The organism is Yersinia kristensenii, assembly GCF_900460525.1.
Classification (GTDB): Bacteria; Pseudomonadota; Gammaproteobacteria; order Enterobacterales; family Enterobacteriaceae; genus Yersinia; species Yersinia kristensenii.
The window spans coordinates 1,999,073-2,016,551 of the sequence record NZ_UHIY01000001.1 but is presented as its reverse complement, the minus strand read 5'-3'; the positions used below and the strand labels follow the sequence as shown (position 1 = coordinate 2,016,551).

The window sequence follows — 17,479 nt, the reverse complement described above, 5'->3', positions numbered from 1 at the left end:
TGAGATCCCCAAAGTCATTGGAGTTGCAGGTAGGCAGCAAGTAAGCAAATAGCGAACGCAGCTAACACCCCGCGGCTTCAAGGACGCAGGGGATCAGCAAATGCGGGGTAATGGCTCATCTAGCGGCAAATCTAGTCGGCGCGAGACACCAAATGCGCCGCATAAACGCACTTGTTTATGCTCGGTCACCTGCCCGATAACCGCAGCATCGCGGCCCAGTGGGTGGCGCTGTAATTCAGTTAAAACAGCATCTTGCGCCTCAGGTGAGACTACCAGTACCAGCTTGCCTTCATTGGCAAAGTTGAGTGCGTCCAGCCCCAATAACTCGCAAATACCGCGTACCGCCGGTTTCAGCGGCAAATCCGCTTCATTGATTTCCATGCCACAACCACTGGCGGCGGCAAATTCGTGCAGAATTGCCGTTACGCCGCCGCGAGTAGCATCGCGTAGCGCCCGCACACCGCTAATATGATGCAGGGGGGCAATCAAGGGAGCCAGCAGGGCGCAATCACTGACTAACTCGGCCTCCAGCCCCAAACCTTCGCGTAAATTTAAAATAGTCGCGCCGTGATCGCCCAAGGTGCCGCTGACAATGATCCGATCACCCGCACGGATCATCGCGGTTCCCCATTGGATATCCGCCGGGATCACCCCGATACCGGTGGTATTGATGAAGATCTTATCCGCCGCACCGCGCTGCACCACTTTGGTATCACCGGTCACTATCTGAATTCCCGCCTGCCGCGCCGTGGCCGCCATTGAGTGCACAATGCGCTCCAAATCAACCATCGGCAGCCCTTCTTCCAGAATAAAACCACACGAAAGATAACGCGGCGTTGCGCCACTGACCGCCACATCATTCGCCGTGCCGCACACCGCCAATTTGCCGATGTCTCCGCCGGGGAAGAAAATAGGATCAATCACATAGCTGTCGGTCGATATTGCCAGCCGATCCCCTTGGGCCACCAGATCTGCCAGCGCAATACGCGCCTGATCTTCGCGCTCATTCAGTGCCGGGTTAGAAAACGCCGCCAAAAACAGCGATTCGATCAAGCTCTGCATTGCCCGCCCACCACTGCCGTGTGCCAGGGTAATCTCTTGTTTATTCATTTAGTTGTGACCTGATTGATTGGTTTCGATAACCAATATTTATCATTTGGTATCTAGCGGGGCGACTGCACCGATGGGCACTCCGACGGCTTACGCCGTTACGACCCATTCGGTACATTTCCCCGCAAGTCAGCCTTGTCATCACTCTGATATCAAAAACTATCGGTATTGATGATAGGCAGAGCAAGCCCCTTCGGAGGAAACCATCAGCGCCCCAAATGCATTATCTGGCGTGCATTCGCCACCAAACAGCGGGCATTGATCCGGTTTGCAACGCCCGGTCAGTACATCGCCGCAACGGGATCGCGGGTCATCAGCCACCCGCTGCTGTTGTGGAGTAAAACGCCGCTCAGCATCAAAATCCTGATAAGTCGGGCTAAGTTGCACACCGGAATCGGCTATTTCACCCAACCCGCGCCACTCACTGCGCTCTTTGGTTACAAATACCTCGGCCAGCGCTTGTTGCGCTAGCAGGTTGCCGTTGTCGGGTACAATGCGCCGATATTGATTTTCCACCGCACAACGCCCACTGACCCTCTGCTCCAGCAGCATCACCAACCCTTGTAAAATATCCAGCGGTTCAAAGCCGGTGACCACCAGCGGCTTATTGAATTGGCTGCAAATAAAACCGTACGGCGTGGTGCCAATCACCATGCTGACATGGCCGGGCGCGAGGAAACCGTCAATGCGCACATCCGGCTGTTGTAGCAGGCTGCGCAAGGTAGGAATGATGGTGATGTGCTGGCAGAACACCGTGAAATTGGTTAGGCCCAGCCGTTTGGCTTGTTGCAACGTTAGGGCAGTGGCGGGCATGGTGGTTTCAAAACCGAGGCCGAAAAACACCACTTCGCGATCCGGATGCTGCTGCGCGAGAGTCAGGGCATCCAGTGGCGAGTAAACCACGCGGATATCGGCCCCGCGCCGCTTGGCATCCAGCATCGAGCCATTGCGCCCCGGCACCCGCATGGCGTCGCCGTAAGTGCAGAAAATCACCTGTGGGTGAGCGGCAATTTCCAAACAACTGTCGATGCGGCCCATCGGCAACACACACACCGGGCAACCCGGCCCATGGACAAACTCCAGCCCCTCCGGCAGCAGTTGATCCAGACCAAATTTGAAGATCGCGTGCGTGTGACCACCGCACACTTCCATAATTTGCAACGGCAAGCGCTGTTGATCCGGGATTTGCGGCAATAAGTGTTCGATCCGTTGCAATAATGCACTGACCAGCGCCGGATCGCGGAATTCATCAACGTAGCGCATCATTGGCCCCGTTAGCGACATCATCTAAATCCAGCCCCACCGCCTGCATATGCGCTAAGGCCGCCAGTGTCTGCTGGGCTTCTTCTTCATCCAGTAAGCTCATGGCAAACCCGACATGCACCAACACCCATTGGCCGAGCAAGTCAGCCGGTGATGTGTCGCACACCAACGCGATATTGATTTCGCGTTTTACGCCGCTCACTTCTACCCATGCCAGTTGGTGGATATCTTCTCCCACCGCCACTATTTTGCCGGGTACGCCTAAGCACATCGCTGCGCCTCCAGCCATTCCAGCCACAAATCCATCCCCTCGCCGCTGCTGGCCGACAGCGCAATGACCTGAATTTCAGGATTCACCTGACGGGCATAATGAATGCACTGTTCGATATCAAAATCCAGGTACGGCAGCAGGTCGATTTTATTGATAATCATTAGGGTGGAGGCGGCAAACATATGAGGGTATTTCAGCGGTTTATCTTCACCTTCCGTCACCGAAAGCACCGCCACTTTATGACGTTCGCCAAGATCAAAGCTGGCGGGACACACCAAATTCCCAACGTTTTCAATGAATAGCAGACTGTTATTGCTCAGATTCAAGCGGTGCGCGGCATCATGCACCATCTGCGCATCCAGATGGCAGCCTTTGCCAGTATTGACCTGAATCGCTGGCACACCGGTGGCGCGAATACGTTCGGCATCATGAGTGGTTTGCTGATCACCTTCAATCACCGCGCAGGGCACTTGCCCGGCCAGCAGTTGCAGGGTGGTGGTCAACAAGGTGGTTTTGCCAGAGCCGGGGCTGGAAACCAAATTCAGCGCCAAAATATGTTGCTCGACAAAATGCTCACGATTATGACTGGCTAACTGATTGTTTTTGCTCAGGACGTCCTGCTCGATTTGCAACAAGCGGCGCTGCCCCATGCCCGGTGCATGGCTACCGGCTTCACCCTGCCCATAATGCAGCCCCAGCTTGTCAGCATGAACTTGCGGCGTGAAGGGCTCGGCGGCGGGCGCGTCTGTGTCTTCAGGTTCCGTGGCCACCATCGGCTCCGGCGCTTTACCGTGATAGTGATGGTGAACATCACCCTGATGGTAATAATAATGGTGATGAACAATGACCGGCTGTGTCCCCTTGGCAACATATTTGTGTTTATGTTTATGCTGAATCTTTTGCGTCGGGGCCGCTATTTCGTGATGTTCATGCTGGTGCTGATCATGGTGACCGTCATGATGATGGTGATGACCGTCATGGTGGTCGTGGTGGTGATCATCATGTTGATGATGGTCATCGCCCTCGATCTTTCTCTCGCCGCTGGCGCAACCACAAGTCGTACACATAGGAATTCACTCCTTCAGGATTATTCCACTTCTATCTGTTTTACCTGCAAATGGCTGCCACTCTCTACTTGCAGAGCATGGCTGCCGCAATGCGGGCACCCGGCATCATGCCGGTCAATGGCAACACTGTTGCTGCACTCCCAACACCAGGCCACTGCGGGTAAGTAGCTGAGATGCAATTGGCAATTTTCTGCCAGTGTTTTGCGGCTGGCGGCCCCAAAACTGAAGCGCAAAGCGCTCTCTTCAATACAGGAGAGCGCGCCAATTTCCAGCCAGACCGCGGTTATCCGTGAGGCACCGTTAAGCCGAGCCTGTTTCTCAATCAGCTCCAACGTGCTGAGACACAAACTGATTTCATGCATGCTGGTTCTTTATTTGGCTAACTTTATTAAACAAAGCCCGCCGTCGGGGATTTGCGGGGGCATCGGCATCCGTCACCGGCAGGGATAGCGCCATACGCGCACTTTGCTCCGCCAGTTGTAACGCCCGTTCAGCACTGAGCGAGGTGTCCAGCGGTGACATCAATGAGCGGCTCAGATATTGGCCACCACCGGCTATTTCGCTGACGGTAAAATCCATTTCGCTGACAATAAAACCAATGGTGCCGCAAGGTAGTGCCAGCATCAGGCGCTCCCCCACCGCACGGCGTTGCCAGCTCTGCTGCGGCCCCGGTAAAACCACCAAACTCAGCATCCACGGGGTCAATAATGCGCCAATCCATTGCTGCTCAAATAACTGAAACCCACAGGCGCGCAAGGGAATGTGGTCGCGATAAAAGGGCAAGCCGCGCATCTCATCGGCGGCGATTTGGCCGAATATCTGCTCCAACAGTGCGGCTGGATTTTGTTCATGGCCCACAATCACATCAGACATGGCTTTCTTCTCGCGCCTTAAGGGTGATCCCGCTGCTGCGTAATGCTGTCAGAATCTGTTCCAGTGCCGGTTCAATGGCCCGCGTGACTGTCGGCGTCAGACCGATATTCGGTGCCAGAGATTCCGGCACCACCCCCACCAAAGTTAGCTGGCGCGGGAACTCATCGGTCAGTTGCAGTGCCATCAGCACATCACATAATCCCAACTGATGCGGCGACACCTTGCGGCTGAACATCGCCGGTATTTCTTTATCTCGCAATACCGCGACACTGCCAGGTGGTTGCCCGGTCAGCACCGCATCGGCGACAATCAAATGCTCGCGATTAGCCATAGCTTCCATCAATTCCAGACCGGCGGTTCCGCCATCCAGCACCTCAACCCCCGGCGGGATGTGAAAGCGCTGCTCCAGCGCTTCGACAATCCGCACACCGACAGCTTCATCACTGAGTAATAAATTACCTATACCTAATACCAAAATCCCCATCACAGCACCTTGACTTTGGTCACTTCGTTGCCCGTTGTATCAACAATATGTACAGCACAAGACATACACGGGTCGAATGAGTGAATGGTCCGCACCACTTCGAGTGGTTTGGCAGGATCAGCAACCGGTGTGCCCACCAGCGCTTGCTCGTAAGGCCCCGGTTCATCATTATAATTGCGCGGCCCGGCGTTCCAGGTCGATGGCACCACCGCCTGATAGTTGGCTATTTTGCCATCTTTGATAACCACCCAATGGGACAACATGCCACGCGGGGCTTCTTCAAAACCGACACCACGGATTTCGCCATTCAAAGGGATATCCGGCTTAATAAAAGTTTCGACATCACCGGTGCCAATATTGGTGACCAGCGCCGTCCATTGCTGAGCCAAAGTTTCATGCAGCACACAGCAATGCACCGCCCGACCAATAATGCGCCCCAGAGTTGAGGGTAACTGTTCGGCAGTAATGGCCTGCCCGCTGAGTTTTTGGTAAGCCGCGCCGATGTCAGTGAAATGTTGTTTGGTTGGGGCGTGTCCGGCGGCCAACCCGCACATGAGCCACGCCAGCGGCCCTACCTCCACAGTTTTGCCGTAAAAAGTCGGCGCTTTTACCCACGAATATTTGCCCTCTTCCTGCCAACCGGTGTAATTGGGGTTGGTTTTACCCTCCCACGGGGCCAGCGGCTCGTCGTCCTGATACCAGGCGTGCTTGCCGCTCTCGGCAATACCTTTGATCAAGTAAGGATCATTGTGATTGGTAATCGGGCGGAAGGTGCCGTTTTCCAGATAACCGCCCGGCAGCAGGAAAGTTTCCCCTTTGCGGTCAGTCGGCAGCTCCGGCACGCTAAGGTAGTCATCCGCCCCTTTACCCAGATTGAGCCACCCCGGATAGTGAGCGGCGATCACCGCGGTATCCACTTTATAAACCTGCTCGATAAAGCTGCCTAGCCGGTCAATAAAGGATTTCACCAGCATCAGGCGCTCCAGATTGAGCACACTCGGCATATCCAGATTGATTGGGTTGGCAACGCCACCCACGGCAAGGTTCTGAATATGCGGCGTTTTTCCGCCGAGCACCGCCACAATACGGTTGGCATCGCGCTGGCACTCCAGTGCTTGCAGATAATGCGCTACCGCAATCAGGTTAACCTCTGGCGGCAATGCCATCGCCGGATGGCCCCAGTAGCCGTTAGCAAAAATACCCAGCTGCCCGCTGGCGACCAAATCTTTGATTTTCTGCTGCACGCGGGTAAATTCTTCCGCGCTGTTCAACGGCCAACTGGACAAGCCACTCAGCATGGCCGCCGCTTTTTGCGGTGAAGCTTGCAGCGCCGAGGTGACATCCACCCAGTCCAACGCAGATAGTTGATAAAAATGAACAATATGGTCATGAATACTGTGCGCGGCCAGAATCAGATTGCGAATGTGCTGCGCATTAACTGGCACTTCCATCCCTAACGCATTTTCCACCGCCCGTACCGAAGCAATGGCGTGAATGGTGGTGCATACGCCGCAAATGCGCTGCACAATCATCCAGGCATCGCGCGGATCATTACCTTGTAAAATCTCTTCCATGCCACGCCACATGGTGCCGGAGGACCAGGCTTTTATGACCTTGCCGTCCTCAATTTCGCAGTCGATCCGCAAGTGCCCCTCAATGCGGGTGACGGGATCAATGGTGATGCGTTGGCTCATGCTTTACCTCTGTCTGATTATTCTTATGTAACTGGCCGTGAGCAGGAAGCACCGGCAACAGCCGAATCAATAAAATGTAGGCGCAGACCTCAATGGCGACGAAGCCAATAGAGATCAGGATTTCACTGGTGGTGGGGAAGTAGTTGTAGCCGCCGCCGGGGTTGAAGGCCAATAGCGAGTAATTGAGCCGCCATAGCGCCCCACCCCCCATCATGCATAGCGCGCCGATAAACAATAAGCGGCTGTCTTCTCTGGCTCGCCGAATACGGAAAATCAGTAGCGGCAAGGCCATCAGGACAATTTCAGCCCAGAAAGCTATGGCGTAGCGGTCAAAATGCCACAGATATTCCGTCTTATGACGCACCATCACTTCACCGAGACGTAGCACGATAAACAGCAGTAAAAAGACGTCGATGATGGTGGTTAATCGTGTGAATAATGGCGCTTCATTGGCCCCGCGCCCGCGCAATCCCGCCTGTACCAGCGAGCCTTCAAAAATCACAATCGAGAAGCCCAAAATAGCGGCGGTGAGCAGGGAGAATAGCGGCAACATTTCATAGCTTTGCCATAACGGATGGATCTTGGCACCGGCGGCGATCATTAATGATCCCATTGAAGACTGATGCATGGTCGGCAGCAGCGCACCGAGCGCGATGACAAAAAACATCACTTTGTTCAGCCGCTTAAGAGAGATTTTCCAGCCCAGGCGCTCAAACAGCGCTGGGGCAAACTCCAATGCCATCACCCCGATATAAATGGTCATACAGACGGCGGTTTCGAAGAGCACCGAATTAACATTGAAATGGCCGGGAATAAAGAAGTAAGGCAAGTTCCAGTAGCGCCCCACATCAATGGTGATGGAAAGCCCACCGAGCGCGTAACCAAATAAACTGGCGAGTAGCGCCGGGCGCACCAGCGGGTGATATTCGCCCCGATTGAACACGTAAACCGCCCAGGCCAATGCCCAGCCGCCGCACGCCAAACCGGTGCCGACCAGTAAGTCGAAAGCAATCCAGATGCCCCACGGGAAGCCGCCATTCAAATCACTGACTGACCCTAGCCCGAGCACCAAACGTTTGACAATCAATAGCGCGCACAGCACCACAAAAGGCGCTAACAGCATCACTGGCCAACTGACCAGCCGCCCACCTAATGGGCTGGATTTATGCATCGTCATCTTGACCGTCCTTTTTATCGTGCGGGTCAGTGTCATTGTCTTTGCGCTCATCGCGGGTATTGCGGTGTACCAACGCGGTGACACCGGCCAACAGCGCCAGTGGCAAGATCATGCCCTTGTACAGGGTGTGCTGGACATGCTCAGAGCGTGCGCCGGTCGCCAAATCTGCCAACGGCGGCAAATCCAGTTTCTCGGCCGGAATCCCTGCCAGCACTAATACCTGGGTACCGCCCCCCTCTTTCTCACCGTAAACATGGTGGTCATAATGAGCGACTGGATGTTCATAAGTGTCGTTGGCGCTGAGTGTTTGGCGTGGGAAAAGGTAATTCTCGCCCGGTTTGAGGGTCAGCCGATGTTGTGCCTCTGACAGCAGCTCCTCGCGGGTGCCGAATATCACCGCACCGGTCGGGCAGACCTCGACACAGCCGGGTAAGCCGCCTTTATCCAGCCGCTCGATACCTTTCTGATTGCATAATTCACATTTATGAATCTTGCCAAAGGGATTGTGATAATCATATTTCGGCACATTGAACGGGCACCCGACCATGCAGTAGCGGCAGCCGGTGCAGACATCCGGGTTATAGTGAACAATGCCGGTTTTGGCATCTTTACGCAGCGCACTGACCGGGCAAACCGAAACACAATTCGGATCAACACAGTGCATGCATTGCTTTTTGATATAGGCGTAGCCGTCTTCTAATTGATCTTTATGAATGCCCGCGCCGCTAGTCCAGACCTGAATAATGTTGTTGGTATAGGGGCTGAGTTTGTCATTGTCTGACCACAGGGCTTCGCCGCTGGCATAGCTTTTACCGTGATCAAATAATTCACTATGATTGACCTGCTGGCATTTGCTCACGCACGCCTGACAGCCGACACATAACGTGGAGTCATACAACATGCTCAGCGCGCCGGGGATCGGTGGCCGATTTTGCACCTCGGCTTGGGTGCTGGGCGAAAGCCCCGCCAACAGCACACCGCCGGACGCTAATTTGAAAAAGTGACGTCGGTTCACGGCTATTCCTCCCGCGATGAGTGATCGTCATCTTTGCGGCGCTGTTTCTGTTGCCGCCCCAGTTCACGCACTGTCATCAGGCTAACACCGGCGACCAACCCCACCACGCCGCCCAGCAATGCCGTGGCGGTGGTCGAAATTTCGCCGCCCTCAGGGTTATTAATCAGCGGTTTCTCAGCACGCGGTGTTGGGTTCTCGACATTCGCCAATTGGGCGATGCCTTTGGTGAAGCCGATTCCCTCCTCATTACAGCCATAACAAGGGTGCCCAATACCGACCGGCCAGATCCCGCCACCCACATCGCAGAACTCCAGTGTCGGACAGTTGCCGTAAGTTTCCGGCCCTTTGCAGCCAAGATGATAAAGGCAAAAACCTTGACGATGGCCTTCGTCGCCAAATTGACGAGCAAAACGGCCAGCATCAAAGTGTGGGCGGCGCTCGCAGTTTTCATGGATTAAACGGCCATAAGCAAAAGTCGGGCGATTTTTGCTATCCAGTGCGGGCGGCCGCCCGAAAGTAATGATATGGGCCACTGTCGCCAGGAAGTTATGAGGATTAGGCGGGCAGCCAGGAATATTAATCACGGTTTTGCCCGGCAGCGCCGCTTGCAAACTCACCGCACCGGTCGGGTTGCCCCCCGTCGCGGGAACGCCCCCCCAAGCGGAGCACGAACCAATGGCAATTATGGCCGCCGCATGTTCCGCGGCTTCGCGGATATGCTCGACAATAGGTTTACCCGCCACCATGCAGTAAATCCCACCGTCTTTCAGTGGAATCGACCCATCCACCACCAGCACATATTTCCCTTTGTACTGTTCGATGGCCCGATGTTTATTCTCCTCCGCTTGCTCACCAAATGCCGCAGAGAGCACTTCGTGATACTCCATTGAAATAACACTCAACAGCAGGTTTTCAATGGTCGGGTGAGTGGAACGTAACAGTGATTCGGTACAGCCAGTACATTCCTGAGCACCAATCCAGATAACCGGCGGGCGCTGGGGGGAACTGACGTTGCTGGCAATTTCAGCGGCAGCCTTGCTGCTGAGCCCCATGGTGGCCGCCAATGCGGCACAAAGCTTCATAAAATCACGACGGTTAACGCCATGCTGGGAAAGCATGTTTTTTTCCCCTGTCATTATTATTCTATTGTTTACATACCCGATATTGATGACGGGCATACCCTTATAAAAAACATGGTTTTCTGTTAATAGTTTGTAACTCTGTAACTTTAATTAAGTTGATCTCTATCAATGGAAATTGATTGAATTAATGCGAGGGAAATATCTGTGAACTAAAACCGTTTCAGCAAAACATTTCATTTGCCACGAAATAGAAAATCTGTCAGGAGGAGGTTTGGTGAATGCAGATGGAATTGAATATCATTAACCCAACAATGAAACCAATCCCAGTAACTTTAATTAAATATCAGTTATTTTAGTTAGTTAACTAAAAATGAAAATTCCACATCATATAAAAACGAAACAAAAAAAGACGTAAATATAAACCATAAAGCACAATTAATAATGAATAATACTGCAAAAAAAACTTATCATTATTAAGTCAGATAACAATAAGATTTTTATCAATTTCATTAATTTTAAGGGTTTAAAGTTATTTTTTTCCCCTCTAAATCGGCAAACATTAATGTTACAAAATGGATCAGCCCAGCATAATGTTTAAAAAACGACCAATGTGAATTAATTGCATCTTTTGTATATAAATCAAACTTTTGGTAAATAACTCGTGCTATGATTCATTTGCCGGTCAATATTCAACCGGTTATGCGCTAAAAGGGGTCTATATGATAAAACCATTCATTGTTGTTGCTATCGCCGTCGCCACACTCAGTGGTTGCGCAAATAATAACACCCTTTCGGGCGATACGTTCAGCAGCTCTCAGGCTGGACAGGCTCAAACCGTCACTTACGGTACTCTGGTTTCTGTGCGCCCGGTGACTATTCAGGGCGGTGATGGGAATAACGTCGCCGGTGCTGTCGGTGGGGCTGTTGTCGGTGGCTTCCTCGGTAATACGATAGGTGGCGGTACAGGTCGGCGTCTCGGTACTGCCGCGGGTGCTGTTGCCGGTGGTGTTGTCGGCCAACAAGTGCAGAGCATGATGAACCGCAGTAGCGGAGTTGAATTGGAAGTTCGCCGTGATAACGGAACCACCTTCCTGGTGGTTCAGGCTCAAGGTGTGACTCAGTTCCAACCGGGGCAACGAGTCACCATTGCAACCCATGGTAATACTGTCACTGTCACACCGCGCTAATTTTTGCCGCCCAAACGCCGTGTTTGGGTGCTGCTTTTATTAACATTTAGCGCTGTAAGCAAATTTAAGTGCTGCTTGCAGCCGCCGCGAAGAGGCGAAGCCCATGGAAGGGCTTGATAGCAAACGCATTCAGCTTGTAGCATGACGGGCATAATGTAAAAAACACCGCCCAGCCCTAAAAGCTCGAGGGTAAGCTGGACGGTGAAAAAAAGAACATAACTAGCCCGCTTTCTTTGCGGCAGGCTTCACTACATTCTCTCCGTGGTTCCCAAAGAATTGATATAAGGTGTCTGAAGCCGTTTTGGTTAATACCATAATTTCAATACGGCGGTTTTTTGCCGCAAGGGGTTCAGCCGGGTCCAGTAGCATCTGATCTGCCATTGCGTTAATTTGTAATACTCGCCCCTCAGTTAACCCACCTTTTACTAACGCCTTATGGGCCATCAACGCCCGCTCACCAGAAAGATTCCAGTTGTTGTACATCACTTGGTCACGATAGCGGGAAGCATCGGTATGCCCGGTAATAATGATTTTATTGTCCATTTCATTAAATGCCGGCGCCAACTCAGCCAGTAAACGGCCAAAGAATGGAGTCAGCACTGCACTGCTGCGCTGGAACATATCGCGCTGTTTATCATCCTGAATCAAAATACGCAGCCCTTGTGGCACCACCTCCATTTGCAAGTTGGATTGCGCATCGTAGGCGGATGTAATTTGCATAATGATGCGGGATAACTCTTCCATTTCTTTACGTGATTTATCCACCACATCTTCCAGAGACTGTTCTGGATCCGGCACTTCAACGGCCAAATTACTTTTGGTTTCTTTCGCTTGTTCCTTGCCATCAATGCTGTTAGAGAACTTGCCGCCGCCACTTTTGCTTTTAGAGGGAATAGAAATAAAGGATTGCTGCGAAAAGATGGTTTGCCCATTCAGTTGCGCGACAATTTCTTGCCGCTCTTCCTCCGATACCACCCCGACAATCCATAGCACCATAAACAGCGCCATCATCGCTAAGGTAAAGTCAGCAAAAGCCACTTTCCATGCGCCAGAATGCCCGCCACTGTGCCGTTTTCTGGCGGATCGTTTAATTATGGTGGTTTGCCCACCTCGGGCATGACTTCTCATCACGCGCCTGCCATCATCAACTTGTTAATCCAGGAATCCAGTGTGGCAAAGGTGGGCTTGCTGTCCAGTGGCAGCATCTTCCGACCTGCATCTACCGCCAGTAACGAAGGTTTACCCGCCACATGATTGACCAGCACCATGCGCACACATTCAAAGAACGCCAGCTTCTTTTTCATCTCTTGCTCCATAGCATTAGCCATCGGGTCCATCAGGCAATAACAGATAAACACCCCGAGGAAAGTACCAATCAAGGCTGCCGCCACTTTGATACCAATCAGTGCAATCGAACCATCAATAGACTGCATGGTGATGATAATGCCCAATACCGCAGCACAAATACCAAAGCCGGGCATGGCTTCTGCGGTGCGATGAAAGGAGCGCGATGGTACCAACAGCTCCTCTTCAACTGCCGATAGCTCTTGTTCTAAGATCCCTTCCAATTCGTGCTGATTAATTTTCCCCATCGCCATTAAGCGGAAGTTGTCGGAAATAAACGTCACTAAATGGTGGTCTTGCAAAATAAGCGGATAACGTTGGAATAATGGGCTATTCGCCGGAACTTCAATATGTTCATCAAGGCGCTTTAATCCGCCTTCATCGACCATTTCCAGTAATTCATAGAGCAGCATTAATAATTGCTGCTGAAAATCAGCGGTATATTCACTTTTGCGTGTTACTGCAACAATTTGATACCACATTTCTTTTAATACATAACCTGGATTCGCCAATATCATGGCACCAATTCCGGAACCAAAAATAATAATAATTTCCCCAGGCTGCCAGAAGGAAGATAATATTCCGCCTGACATAATATAGCCGCCAATCACACAGATCATAATGACCAGCAGACCAAATAATTTCTGCATAACACCCTCGATAATTTAAAAAAATGATTTGATTTTTTGTACTAGTTTTTTATTGAGCTGACAAATTCGTGCTTCAGTGAGATCTAAGACCTGAGCAATCTCTTTCATACTCATTTCTTGTTGATAATAAAGATGCAGAATCATTTGCTCTCGCTTCTCAAGTGACGCAATAGCATGGTTCAGATTATCTTCAATAATAATACTTTCTTCTAACTCTCTGCTCTGTAACGCATCAGTCGGCGTGTCTAATGACAGTATCTCGTCCAAACTCTCCATACCGCTGGCACTTTCCAAAAGCAGGTATTCTTGATATTCCTCCGCCGTCAGTTGCAGCGCGGTCGCTATCTCCTCAAAGCTCGGTTCATGGCCCAATTTCTTGGCTAATTGCCGTATTGCCTCATTGGTTTTGTGCGTTTTTTGCCTTAACCGGCGCGGCCGCCAGTCATGTTCTCGCAATTGATCCAGCACCGCACCACGAATTCGATGAACGGCATAAGCAGCAAATTGCCCATCAGGGTGACCATAGCGGCGTAATGCCTCTAATAGCCCCATCAATGCAATTTGCTGCATATCCTCCTTGCCGATAACACTGTCTGCCTGAAATGAAAGTTGTCTGACAATACGTTTTACCAGCGGTAAATACGCTTGTAGATATTTCCCTTCCTCCGCAGGAGTCAGTGCTAAATTATCATTAGTTTCCATTATTGCCATATTGATTATTGGAAGACCATTCGGCTAATCACCACATCATCAAATGGCATTGGCGCATTTAATTTTTCAAAGTCTTTTTTATATTCATTCATCAACTGCCGACGTAAATCGACAATAGACGTATTACGCACGGCTTGATAATCCATATGAGAAAGTAAGTTAACTGTGGCCGATTGAATAACTGGCACCATCGCGATAACTTTCTTAATATCATTATCATCACCAGTTGCCATCCCTAACTCCAGCTGTAGGTAGCGCTCGGTTTTGATATCTTTTAGCGTGATAATCATGTTCTTAATTTCAACAAATTGAACTGATTTATTACCACGTATAAACGATTTACTGATAGCGATGGGTTTATTGTTTAATTTTTCCCAAATGACATCATGATATATTACTACCACGGTAACCAATGCAATTAACAATAACAAGCCCCACACTTTCATTGAAAATGTTTTTTTCTGGGTGTTCATTTATAGTCCTTTATACGGTAATGAGGAGCGTACCATCGTCGGCGCTCATATTCTCTTGAGCCTCAATATGACGTGCTGCCAAAATATCGGCATGCGCCTGTTGGTTTTGCTGCTGTCGTTGCTGTTGTTGTTGCTGGCTATTCGCTGATATTTGCACTTCTACAGCAGCACTGTTTTGTCCGGTTAATGTTTGCCGTAACTCCGCGCAACTCTGTTGCAATGCCCGATAAACATCCCCCTGACTTGCATTGATATGAACCTGTAATTTTCCTCCTTCCATATGCACTGAGATATCAATCTTACCCATATCCGGTGGGTCTAGCCGAATAGTGGCATGTTGTACCTTATTCTCAACCTGCATTTGCAGGCGCTCACCGAGCACATTATGTAACTGTTGCGACCACTCTTTCTGGTTAGCCGCCAATGTCAGTTGGCTCTCCATCCGAGGGGCGGCCACTTCCAGACTGTTATTGGCAATATGACTCAGCGTGGTGGGGATAACCGCACTGATTCCCTCCGGCATAATCCGATTAAGAAGCAAACTTTCCCCTACTGGCACTGCCGGTTGAGCCGTAATATCCAATCGTGGGCTAATCAATTTCAGCAGATTCATCAGTGGTGATGATTTATCTGCTGCAAGTTGATCAGTTATCTGTTGGCTATCAGCCGCAGGTCCAAAAGGTGTAATAACCGCCAGTGGTGCAGTTTGTACCGGCAAGTTCTGCCCATGAAATTGCAGCAATACATCAAGCAATTGCTGATTCTGTTCATCAGTCGGCGACAGCATCCCCGCATCATCCGCCCTCAAATTGCCATCAAATTTCGTGATCAAATCCATCACTACTGACGGCCGTAACGAAATCGGTTGATGGGGTACCCATGCTTGTGACAATACCTCATCAAAACCCACCAAATGATCAGTACCGCCCTCTTCTGCATTGCCCGCGATGGGAGCATTCCCTACATCCGCTGCCAGTTGGCTACCCGCCTGAGCAAAGCCGGTTAATGTAATCACCTTGTCTCCTCTTGTTGTGCCATATCTTCATAAGCGGAAATCGCCATGGTGGCGTAGGCGGTGATGCCCACTTGCGCTGCTCTCTGGCGGGCTATTTCATCTTTTAACTGATGCTTTTGCAGACCACAGCATTCATATGCCCGTTGATACATTTCCTTTAAGCGCTGCATCGCCGATTGCTGTTCCAGTGAGAACGAATTCTCAGACCGTTGTGCCAACCACTGAATAACTCGGCTATCTACGGCCTCTATTTGCTCCCAATCTTGTTGCCCAATCGCCAAGTCTAAGGTGGCAATACACTCATTAATTAACAATAAATCATTCATTAGCTCTCCTTGTTTGCTTCCCAGCCTGAACGCAGAGTGACTAATATCTTTTCCACTTCATCAATATATTCCAAGGACATTTTTATACTGGCGTCATATAACCGATAAACGCAGTGGCTATATAAGCTGGCCGTACTCTTGGCGAGTTCCCCGCCATGAGTAAAATCCAATGAACCGGTCAGTGCATTTAATACATCAATACATTTATTAATGCTTTTGGCCTTATGCTCATAACGTTTAGCTGCAATATGTCCTCTGGCCCGAACTAACTCGTCCATTAAGCCATTGAACATAATTAATACTAATTGCTGTGATGTGGCTGCTGCCGTTTGGATACCAATATCCGCTGACTGATAATCATGAAAGTTCTGATCCAATAACATTAAAATCTCGCCTGCTGATCAAACATATCCATGGTGCTTTGCATCTTATCCATCATTTCATTCAAGCGATTAAATTTGAGTAGATTGGTTTTTAATGCTCGCGCATAACTGTTTTCTAACCCTTCCTTGGTTCTTTCCAGTGATGTTTTGCGCATTGCCAACATCTCTGAACGCACTTTTAACGAACCGTCACTGGCATTTAAATAAGGGTCTAACGCTTTATCCAGCTTATTAATTAGTCCATCGGGGCCGCTCATCAAGTCAGTTATTAGTGTTGGTGAGGTCTTCAGTACTTCTGTTAATTTTTTGCTGTCTAACTTCAAATCACCATTACGGTCAAATGACACCCCAATCATGCCAAGGGTTTTGCCGCCATAGAGTTTGCCGACCAGGCTATTTAAATTTTGCTTTAACGCGGTGGATAATGAATCGCTATTATTATTTGAACTGACCGCAGATTTAGCGCCATTAAAAGCATCGATAAATTTCTTGATTTGCGTTTCTGTTTGCGCCGGTTCGACTTCAATTTTCACTTCCAGCAGGGGGTCACCCACCTTTTGCACTTTAACCAGCTCAAGGGTCACACCATCAATGACTTTATCCAAGGTGTTACTGCTACTTTCTATTTTCAGACCTTTCGATGGGTCGCCGATATACACCACGGAATCTTCAGCGAGGGAAAGTTCTTGTTGGTTTGCGGTGCTAAAAATAGCCGGGCGAGAGCCGTCAAATTCTATTTTATTCGCGGCACCGCTTTTATCACTGGTCAGTAATAATATCTGCTGACCATTACTGCGCACCACTGAAGCAGTGACACCGGGGTTGTCATTCGCGTGATTAATGGCGTGGGCCATATCTGCCAAGGTCTCAACACCTTTCAGCTCGACACTAAAAGATTGACCATTGACAGTTAACCCCAATGGGCTCTGTTCAGCTTTAACACTGGCATCCGTCAAGCCGGTATAGGCCAGTTGATGAGCACTAGCTAATTTCTCAACAAAAAATGAATAAGTGCCTTTAAGCGCTTTTTCATTGGCGCTAATCGTGGCGACTTCTTTTATGCTGGTGCTGGTTTTATTTTTCAGTAAACCTTCTTCGACTTTACTTAAATCCTTTAATGCATCACGAAAAGTACTTAAGCCCGACTTTTGTTTATCCAATGCCGCTTGCTGCGTTTTTAATTGCTGCTCCAGCTTATGTTGCTTTTCTTTTCTTTTGGCGAACAGACCTTGGGTAACCTGTTTGCTCAATGCATCTACATCAATTCCCATTTGCGTTTCCCCGATAATTTGTTTTATGCAACCCACTTCAGGATAGAGCGGTTAATACCCTCAACTATCTACAGTTTAGCAAT

At 50.2% G+C, this 17,479-nt stretch carries 20 protein-coding genes; 1 reads left to right on the top strand and 19 read right to left on the bottom strand.

Annotation, left to right across the window (positions count from 1 at the left end):
• Positions 1 to 93 precede the first annotated feature (93 nt).
• The 11 genes from hypE to hybO all read right to left on the bottom strand — a co-directional run bounded on the left by hypE (position 94) and on the right by hybO (position 10,090).
• Entirely contained in the window at positions 94 to 1,110 is a 1,017-nt protein-coding gene (gene hypE / locus DX162_RS09315) for a hydrogenase expression/formation protein HypE (protein ID WP_004389969.1), read from the bottom strand.
• 159 nt (positions 1,111 to 1,269) lie between these two features.
• A complete protein-coding gene (gene hypD, locus DX162_RS09310) occupies positions 1,270 to 2,373 on the bottom strand; it encodes a hydrogenase formation protein HypD (RefSeq protein WP_032819563.1) in 1,104 nt (367 codons plus the stop codon).
• Positions 2,360 to 2,644, bottom strand: a complete 285-nt coding sequence (hybG, locus tag DX162_RS09305) for a hydrogenase maturation factor HybG (protein WP_032819564.1) — start codon at positions 2,642 to 2,644, stop codon at positions 2,360 to 2,362. The genes hypD and hybG overlap by 14 nt, the downstream gene beginning before the upstream one ends.
• Positions 2,635 to 3,711, bottom strand: coding sequence for a hydrogenase nickel incorporation protein HypB (gene hypB, locus DX162_RS09300; RefSeq protein ID WP_004389973.1), 1,077 nt, complete (start codon positions 3,709 to 3,711; stop codon positions 2,635 to 2,637). Before hypB ends, hybG begins: the two co-directional genes overlap by 10 nt.
• Positions 3,712 to 3,731: 20 nt before the next feature.
• The gene (gene hypA / locus DX162_RS09295; protein WP_032819565.1) at positions 3,732 to 4,073 is read right to left on the bottom strand and encodes a hydrogenase maturation nickel metallochaperone HypA; all 342 of its coding nucleotides are present in this window, start codon (positions 4,071 to 4,073) and stop codon (positions 3,732 to 3,734) included.
• Positions 4,066 to 4,584, bottom strand: a complete 519-nt coding sequence (hybE, locus tag DX162_RS09290) for a hydrogenase-2 assembly chaperone (RefSeq protein ID WP_032819567.1) — start codon at positions 4,582 to 4,584, stop codon at positions 4,066 to 4,068. The genes hypA and hybE overlap by 8 nt, the downstream gene beginning before the upstream one ends.
• Positions 4,577 to 5,068 (bottom strand): HyaD/HybD family hydrogenase maturation endopeptidase, encoded by a 492-nt coding sequence (locus tag DX162_RS09285; RefSeq protein ID WP_032819569.1) that lies wholly within the window; start codon positions 5,066 to 5,068, stop codon positions 4,577 to 4,579. Before DX162_RS09285 ends, hybE begins: the two co-directional genes overlap by 8 nt.
• Positions 5,068 to 6,762: a hydrogenase 2 large subunit gene (gene hybC / locus DX162_RS09280; RefSeq protein WP_032819570.1), complete on the bottom strand. Its 1,695-nt coding sequence runs from the start codon at positions 6,760 to 6,762 to the stop codon at positions 5,068 to 5,070. Before hybC ends, DX162_RS09285 begins: the two co-directional genes overlap by 1 nt.
• Positions 6,740 to 7,939, bottom strand: a complete 1,200-nt coding sequence (gene hybB / locus DX162_RS09275) for a Ni/Fe-hydrogenase cytochrome b subunit (protein WP_032819571.1) — start codon at positions 7,937 to 7,939, stop codon at positions 6,740 to 6,742. The genes hybC and hybB overlap by 23 nt, the downstream gene beginning before the upstream one ends.
• Positions 7,926 to 8,954, bottom strand: coding sequence for a hydrogenase 2 operon protein HybA (gene hybA / locus DX162_RS09270; protein ID WP_032819573.1), 1,029 nt, complete (start codon positions 8,952 to 8,954; stop codon positions 7,926 to 7,928). Before hybA ends, hybB begins: the two co-directional genes overlap by 14 nt.
• 2 nt (positions 8,955 to 8,956) lie before the next feature.
• On the bottom strand, positions 8,957 to 10,090 hold the full coding sequence (hybO, locus tag DX162_RS09265) for a hydrogenase 2 small subunit (RefSeq protein WP_098081085.1): 1,134 nt from the start codon (positions 10,088 to 10,090) through the stop codon (positions 8,957 to 8,959).
• A 665-nt stretch (positions 10,091 to 10,755) separates the two neighbouring features.
• Here hybO and DX162_RS09260 point away from each other — a divergent pair.
• Entirely contained in the window at positions 10,756 to 11,223 is a 468-nt protein-coding gene (locus DX162_RS09260; protein ID WP_032819574.1) for an outer membrane lipoprotein, read from the top strand.
• A gap of 219 nt (positions 11,224 to 11,442) precedes the next feature.
• On the opposite strand, the gene lafU is transcribed toward DX162_RS09260, so the two are convergent.
• The 8 genes from lafU to fliD are packed head-to-tail and all read right to left on the bottom strand — an operon-like array spanning position 11,443 to position 17,396.
• Positions 11,443 to 12,351 (bottom strand): putative lateral flagellar export/assembly protein LafU, encoded by a 909-nt coding sequence (gene lafU / locus DX162_RS09255; RefSeq protein WP_004389989.1) that lies wholly within the window; start codon positions 12,349 to 12,351, stop codon positions 11,443 to 11,445.
• Positions 12,351 to 13,217, bottom strand: coding sequence for a flagellar motor stator protein MotA (motA, locus tag DX162_RS09250; RefSeq protein ID WP_032819576.1), 867 nt, complete (start codon positions 13,215 to 13,217; stop codon positions 12,351 to 12,353). The genes lafU and motA overlap by 1 nt, the downstream gene beginning before the upstream one ends.
• A gap of 15 nt (positions 13,218 to 13,232) precedes the next feature.
• On the bottom strand, positions 13,233 to 13,919 hold the full coding sequence (locus DX162_RS09245) for a FliA/WhiG family RNA polymerase sigma factor (RefSeq protein ID WP_080548265.1): 687 nt from the start codon (positions 13,917 to 13,919) through the stop codon (positions 13,233 to 13,235).
• A gap of 14 nt (positions 13,920 to 13,933) precedes the next feature.
• Complete coding sequence (locus DX162_RS09240; RefSeq protein WP_004389992.1) at positions 13,934 to 14,401, bottom strand: flagellar basal body-associated FliL family protein; 468 nt, start codon at positions 14,399 to 14,401, stop codon at positions 13,934 to 13,936.
• Positions 14,402 to 14,411: 10 nt separating this feature from the next.
• Positions 14,412 to 15,416 (bottom strand): flagellar hook-length control protein FliK, encoded by a 1,005-nt coding sequence (locus tag DX162_RS09235; protein WP_032819577.1) that lies wholly within the window; start codon positions 15,414 to 15,416, stop codon positions 14,412 to 14,414.
• On the bottom strand, positions 15,413 to 15,742 hold the full coding sequence (locus DX162_RS09230) for a hypothetical protein (protein ID WP_032819578.1): 330 nt from the start codon (positions 15,740 to 15,742) through the stop codon (positions 15,413 to 15,415). The genes DX162_RS09235 and DX162_RS09230 overlap by 4 nt, the downstream gene beginning before the upstream one ends.
• The gene (fliS, locus tag DX162_RS09225) at positions 15,742 to 16,125 is read right to left on the bottom strand and encodes a flagellar export chaperone FliS (protein WP_032819579.1); all 384 of its coding nucleotides are present in this window, start codon (positions 16,123 to 16,125) and stop codon (positions 15,742 to 15,744) included. The genes DX162_RS09230 and fliS overlap by 1 nt, the downstream gene beginning before the upstream one ends.
• Complete coding sequence (gene fliD / locus DX162_RS09220) at positions 16,125 to 17,396, bottom strand: flagellar filament capping protein FliD (RefSeq protein ID WP_032819580.1); 1,272 nt, start codon at positions 17,394 to 17,396, stop codon at positions 16,125 to 16,127. Before fliD ends, fliS begins: the two co-directional genes overlap by 1 nt.
• Positions 17,397 to 17,479 lie beyond the last annotated feature (83 nt).

Coding starts and splice junctions, on each gene's coding strand:
- hypD (WP_032819563.1), bottom strand. CDS start 2,373: ATGCGCTACGTTGATGAATTCCGCGATCCGGCGCTGGTCAGTGCATTA.
- DX162_RS09260 (WP_032819574.1), top strand. CDS start 10,756: ATGATAAAACCATTCATTGTTGTTGCTATCGCCGTCGCCACACTCAGT.
- hypE (WP_004389969.1), bottom strand. CDS start 1,110: ATGAATAAACAAGAGATTACCCTGGCACACGGCAGTGGTGGGCGGGCA.
- DX162_RS09230 (WP_032819578.1), bottom strand. CDS start 15,742: ATGAATGATTTATTGTTAATTAATGAGTGTATTGCCACCTTAGACTTG.
- hybB (WP_032819571.1), bottom strand. CDS start 7,939: ATGACGATGCATAAATCCAGCCCATTAGGTGGGCGGCTGGTCAGTTGG.
- hybG (WP_032819564.1), bottom strand. CDS start 2,644: ATGTGCTTAGGCGTACCCGGCAAAATAGTGGCGGTGGGAGAAGATATC.
- hybO (WP_098081085.1), bottom strand. CDS start 10,090: ATGACAGGGGAAAAAAACATGCTTTCCCAGCATGGCGTTAACCGTCGT.
- DX162_RS09240 (WP_004389992.1), bottom strand. CDS start 14,401: ATGAACACCCAGAAAAAAACATTTTCAATGAAAGTGTGGGGCTTGTTA.
- fliS (WP_032819579.1), bottom strand. CDS start 16,125: ATGTTATTGGATCAGAACTTTCATGATTATCAGTCAGCGGATATTGGT.
- hybC (WP_032819570.1), bottom strand. CDS start 6,762: ATGAGCCAACGCATCACCATTGATCCCGTCACCCGCATTGAGGGGCAC.
- DX162_RS09245 (WP_080548265.1), bottom strand. CDS start 13,919: ATGGAAACTAATGATAATTTAGCACTGACTCCTGCGGAGGAAGGGAAA.
- hypA (WP_032819565.1), bottom strand. CDS start 4,073: ATGCATGAAATCAGTTTGTGTCTCAGCACGTTGGAGCTGATTGAGAAA.
- fliD (WP_032819580.1), bottom strand. CDS start 17,396: ATGGGAATTGATGTAGATGCATTGAGCAAACAGGTTACCCAAGGTCTG.
- DX162_RS09285 (WP_032819569.1), bottom strand. CDS start 5,068: ATGGGGATTTTGGTATTAGGTATAGGTAATTTATTACTCAGTGATGAA.
- hypB (WP_004389973.1), bottom strand. CDS start 3,711: ATGTGTACGACTTGTGGTTGCGCCAGCGGCGAGAGAAAGATCGAGGGC.
- hybE (WP_032819567.1), bottom strand. CDS start 4,584: ATGTCTGATGTGATTGTGGGCCATGAACAAAATCCAGCCGCACTGTTG.
- lafU (WP_004389989.1), bottom strand. CDS start 12,351: ATGAGAAGTCATGCCCGAGGTGGGCAAACCACCATAATTAAACGATCC.
- motA (WP_032819576.1), bottom strand. CDS start 13,217: ATGCAGAAATTATTTGGTCTGCTGGTCATTATGATCTGTGTGATTGGC.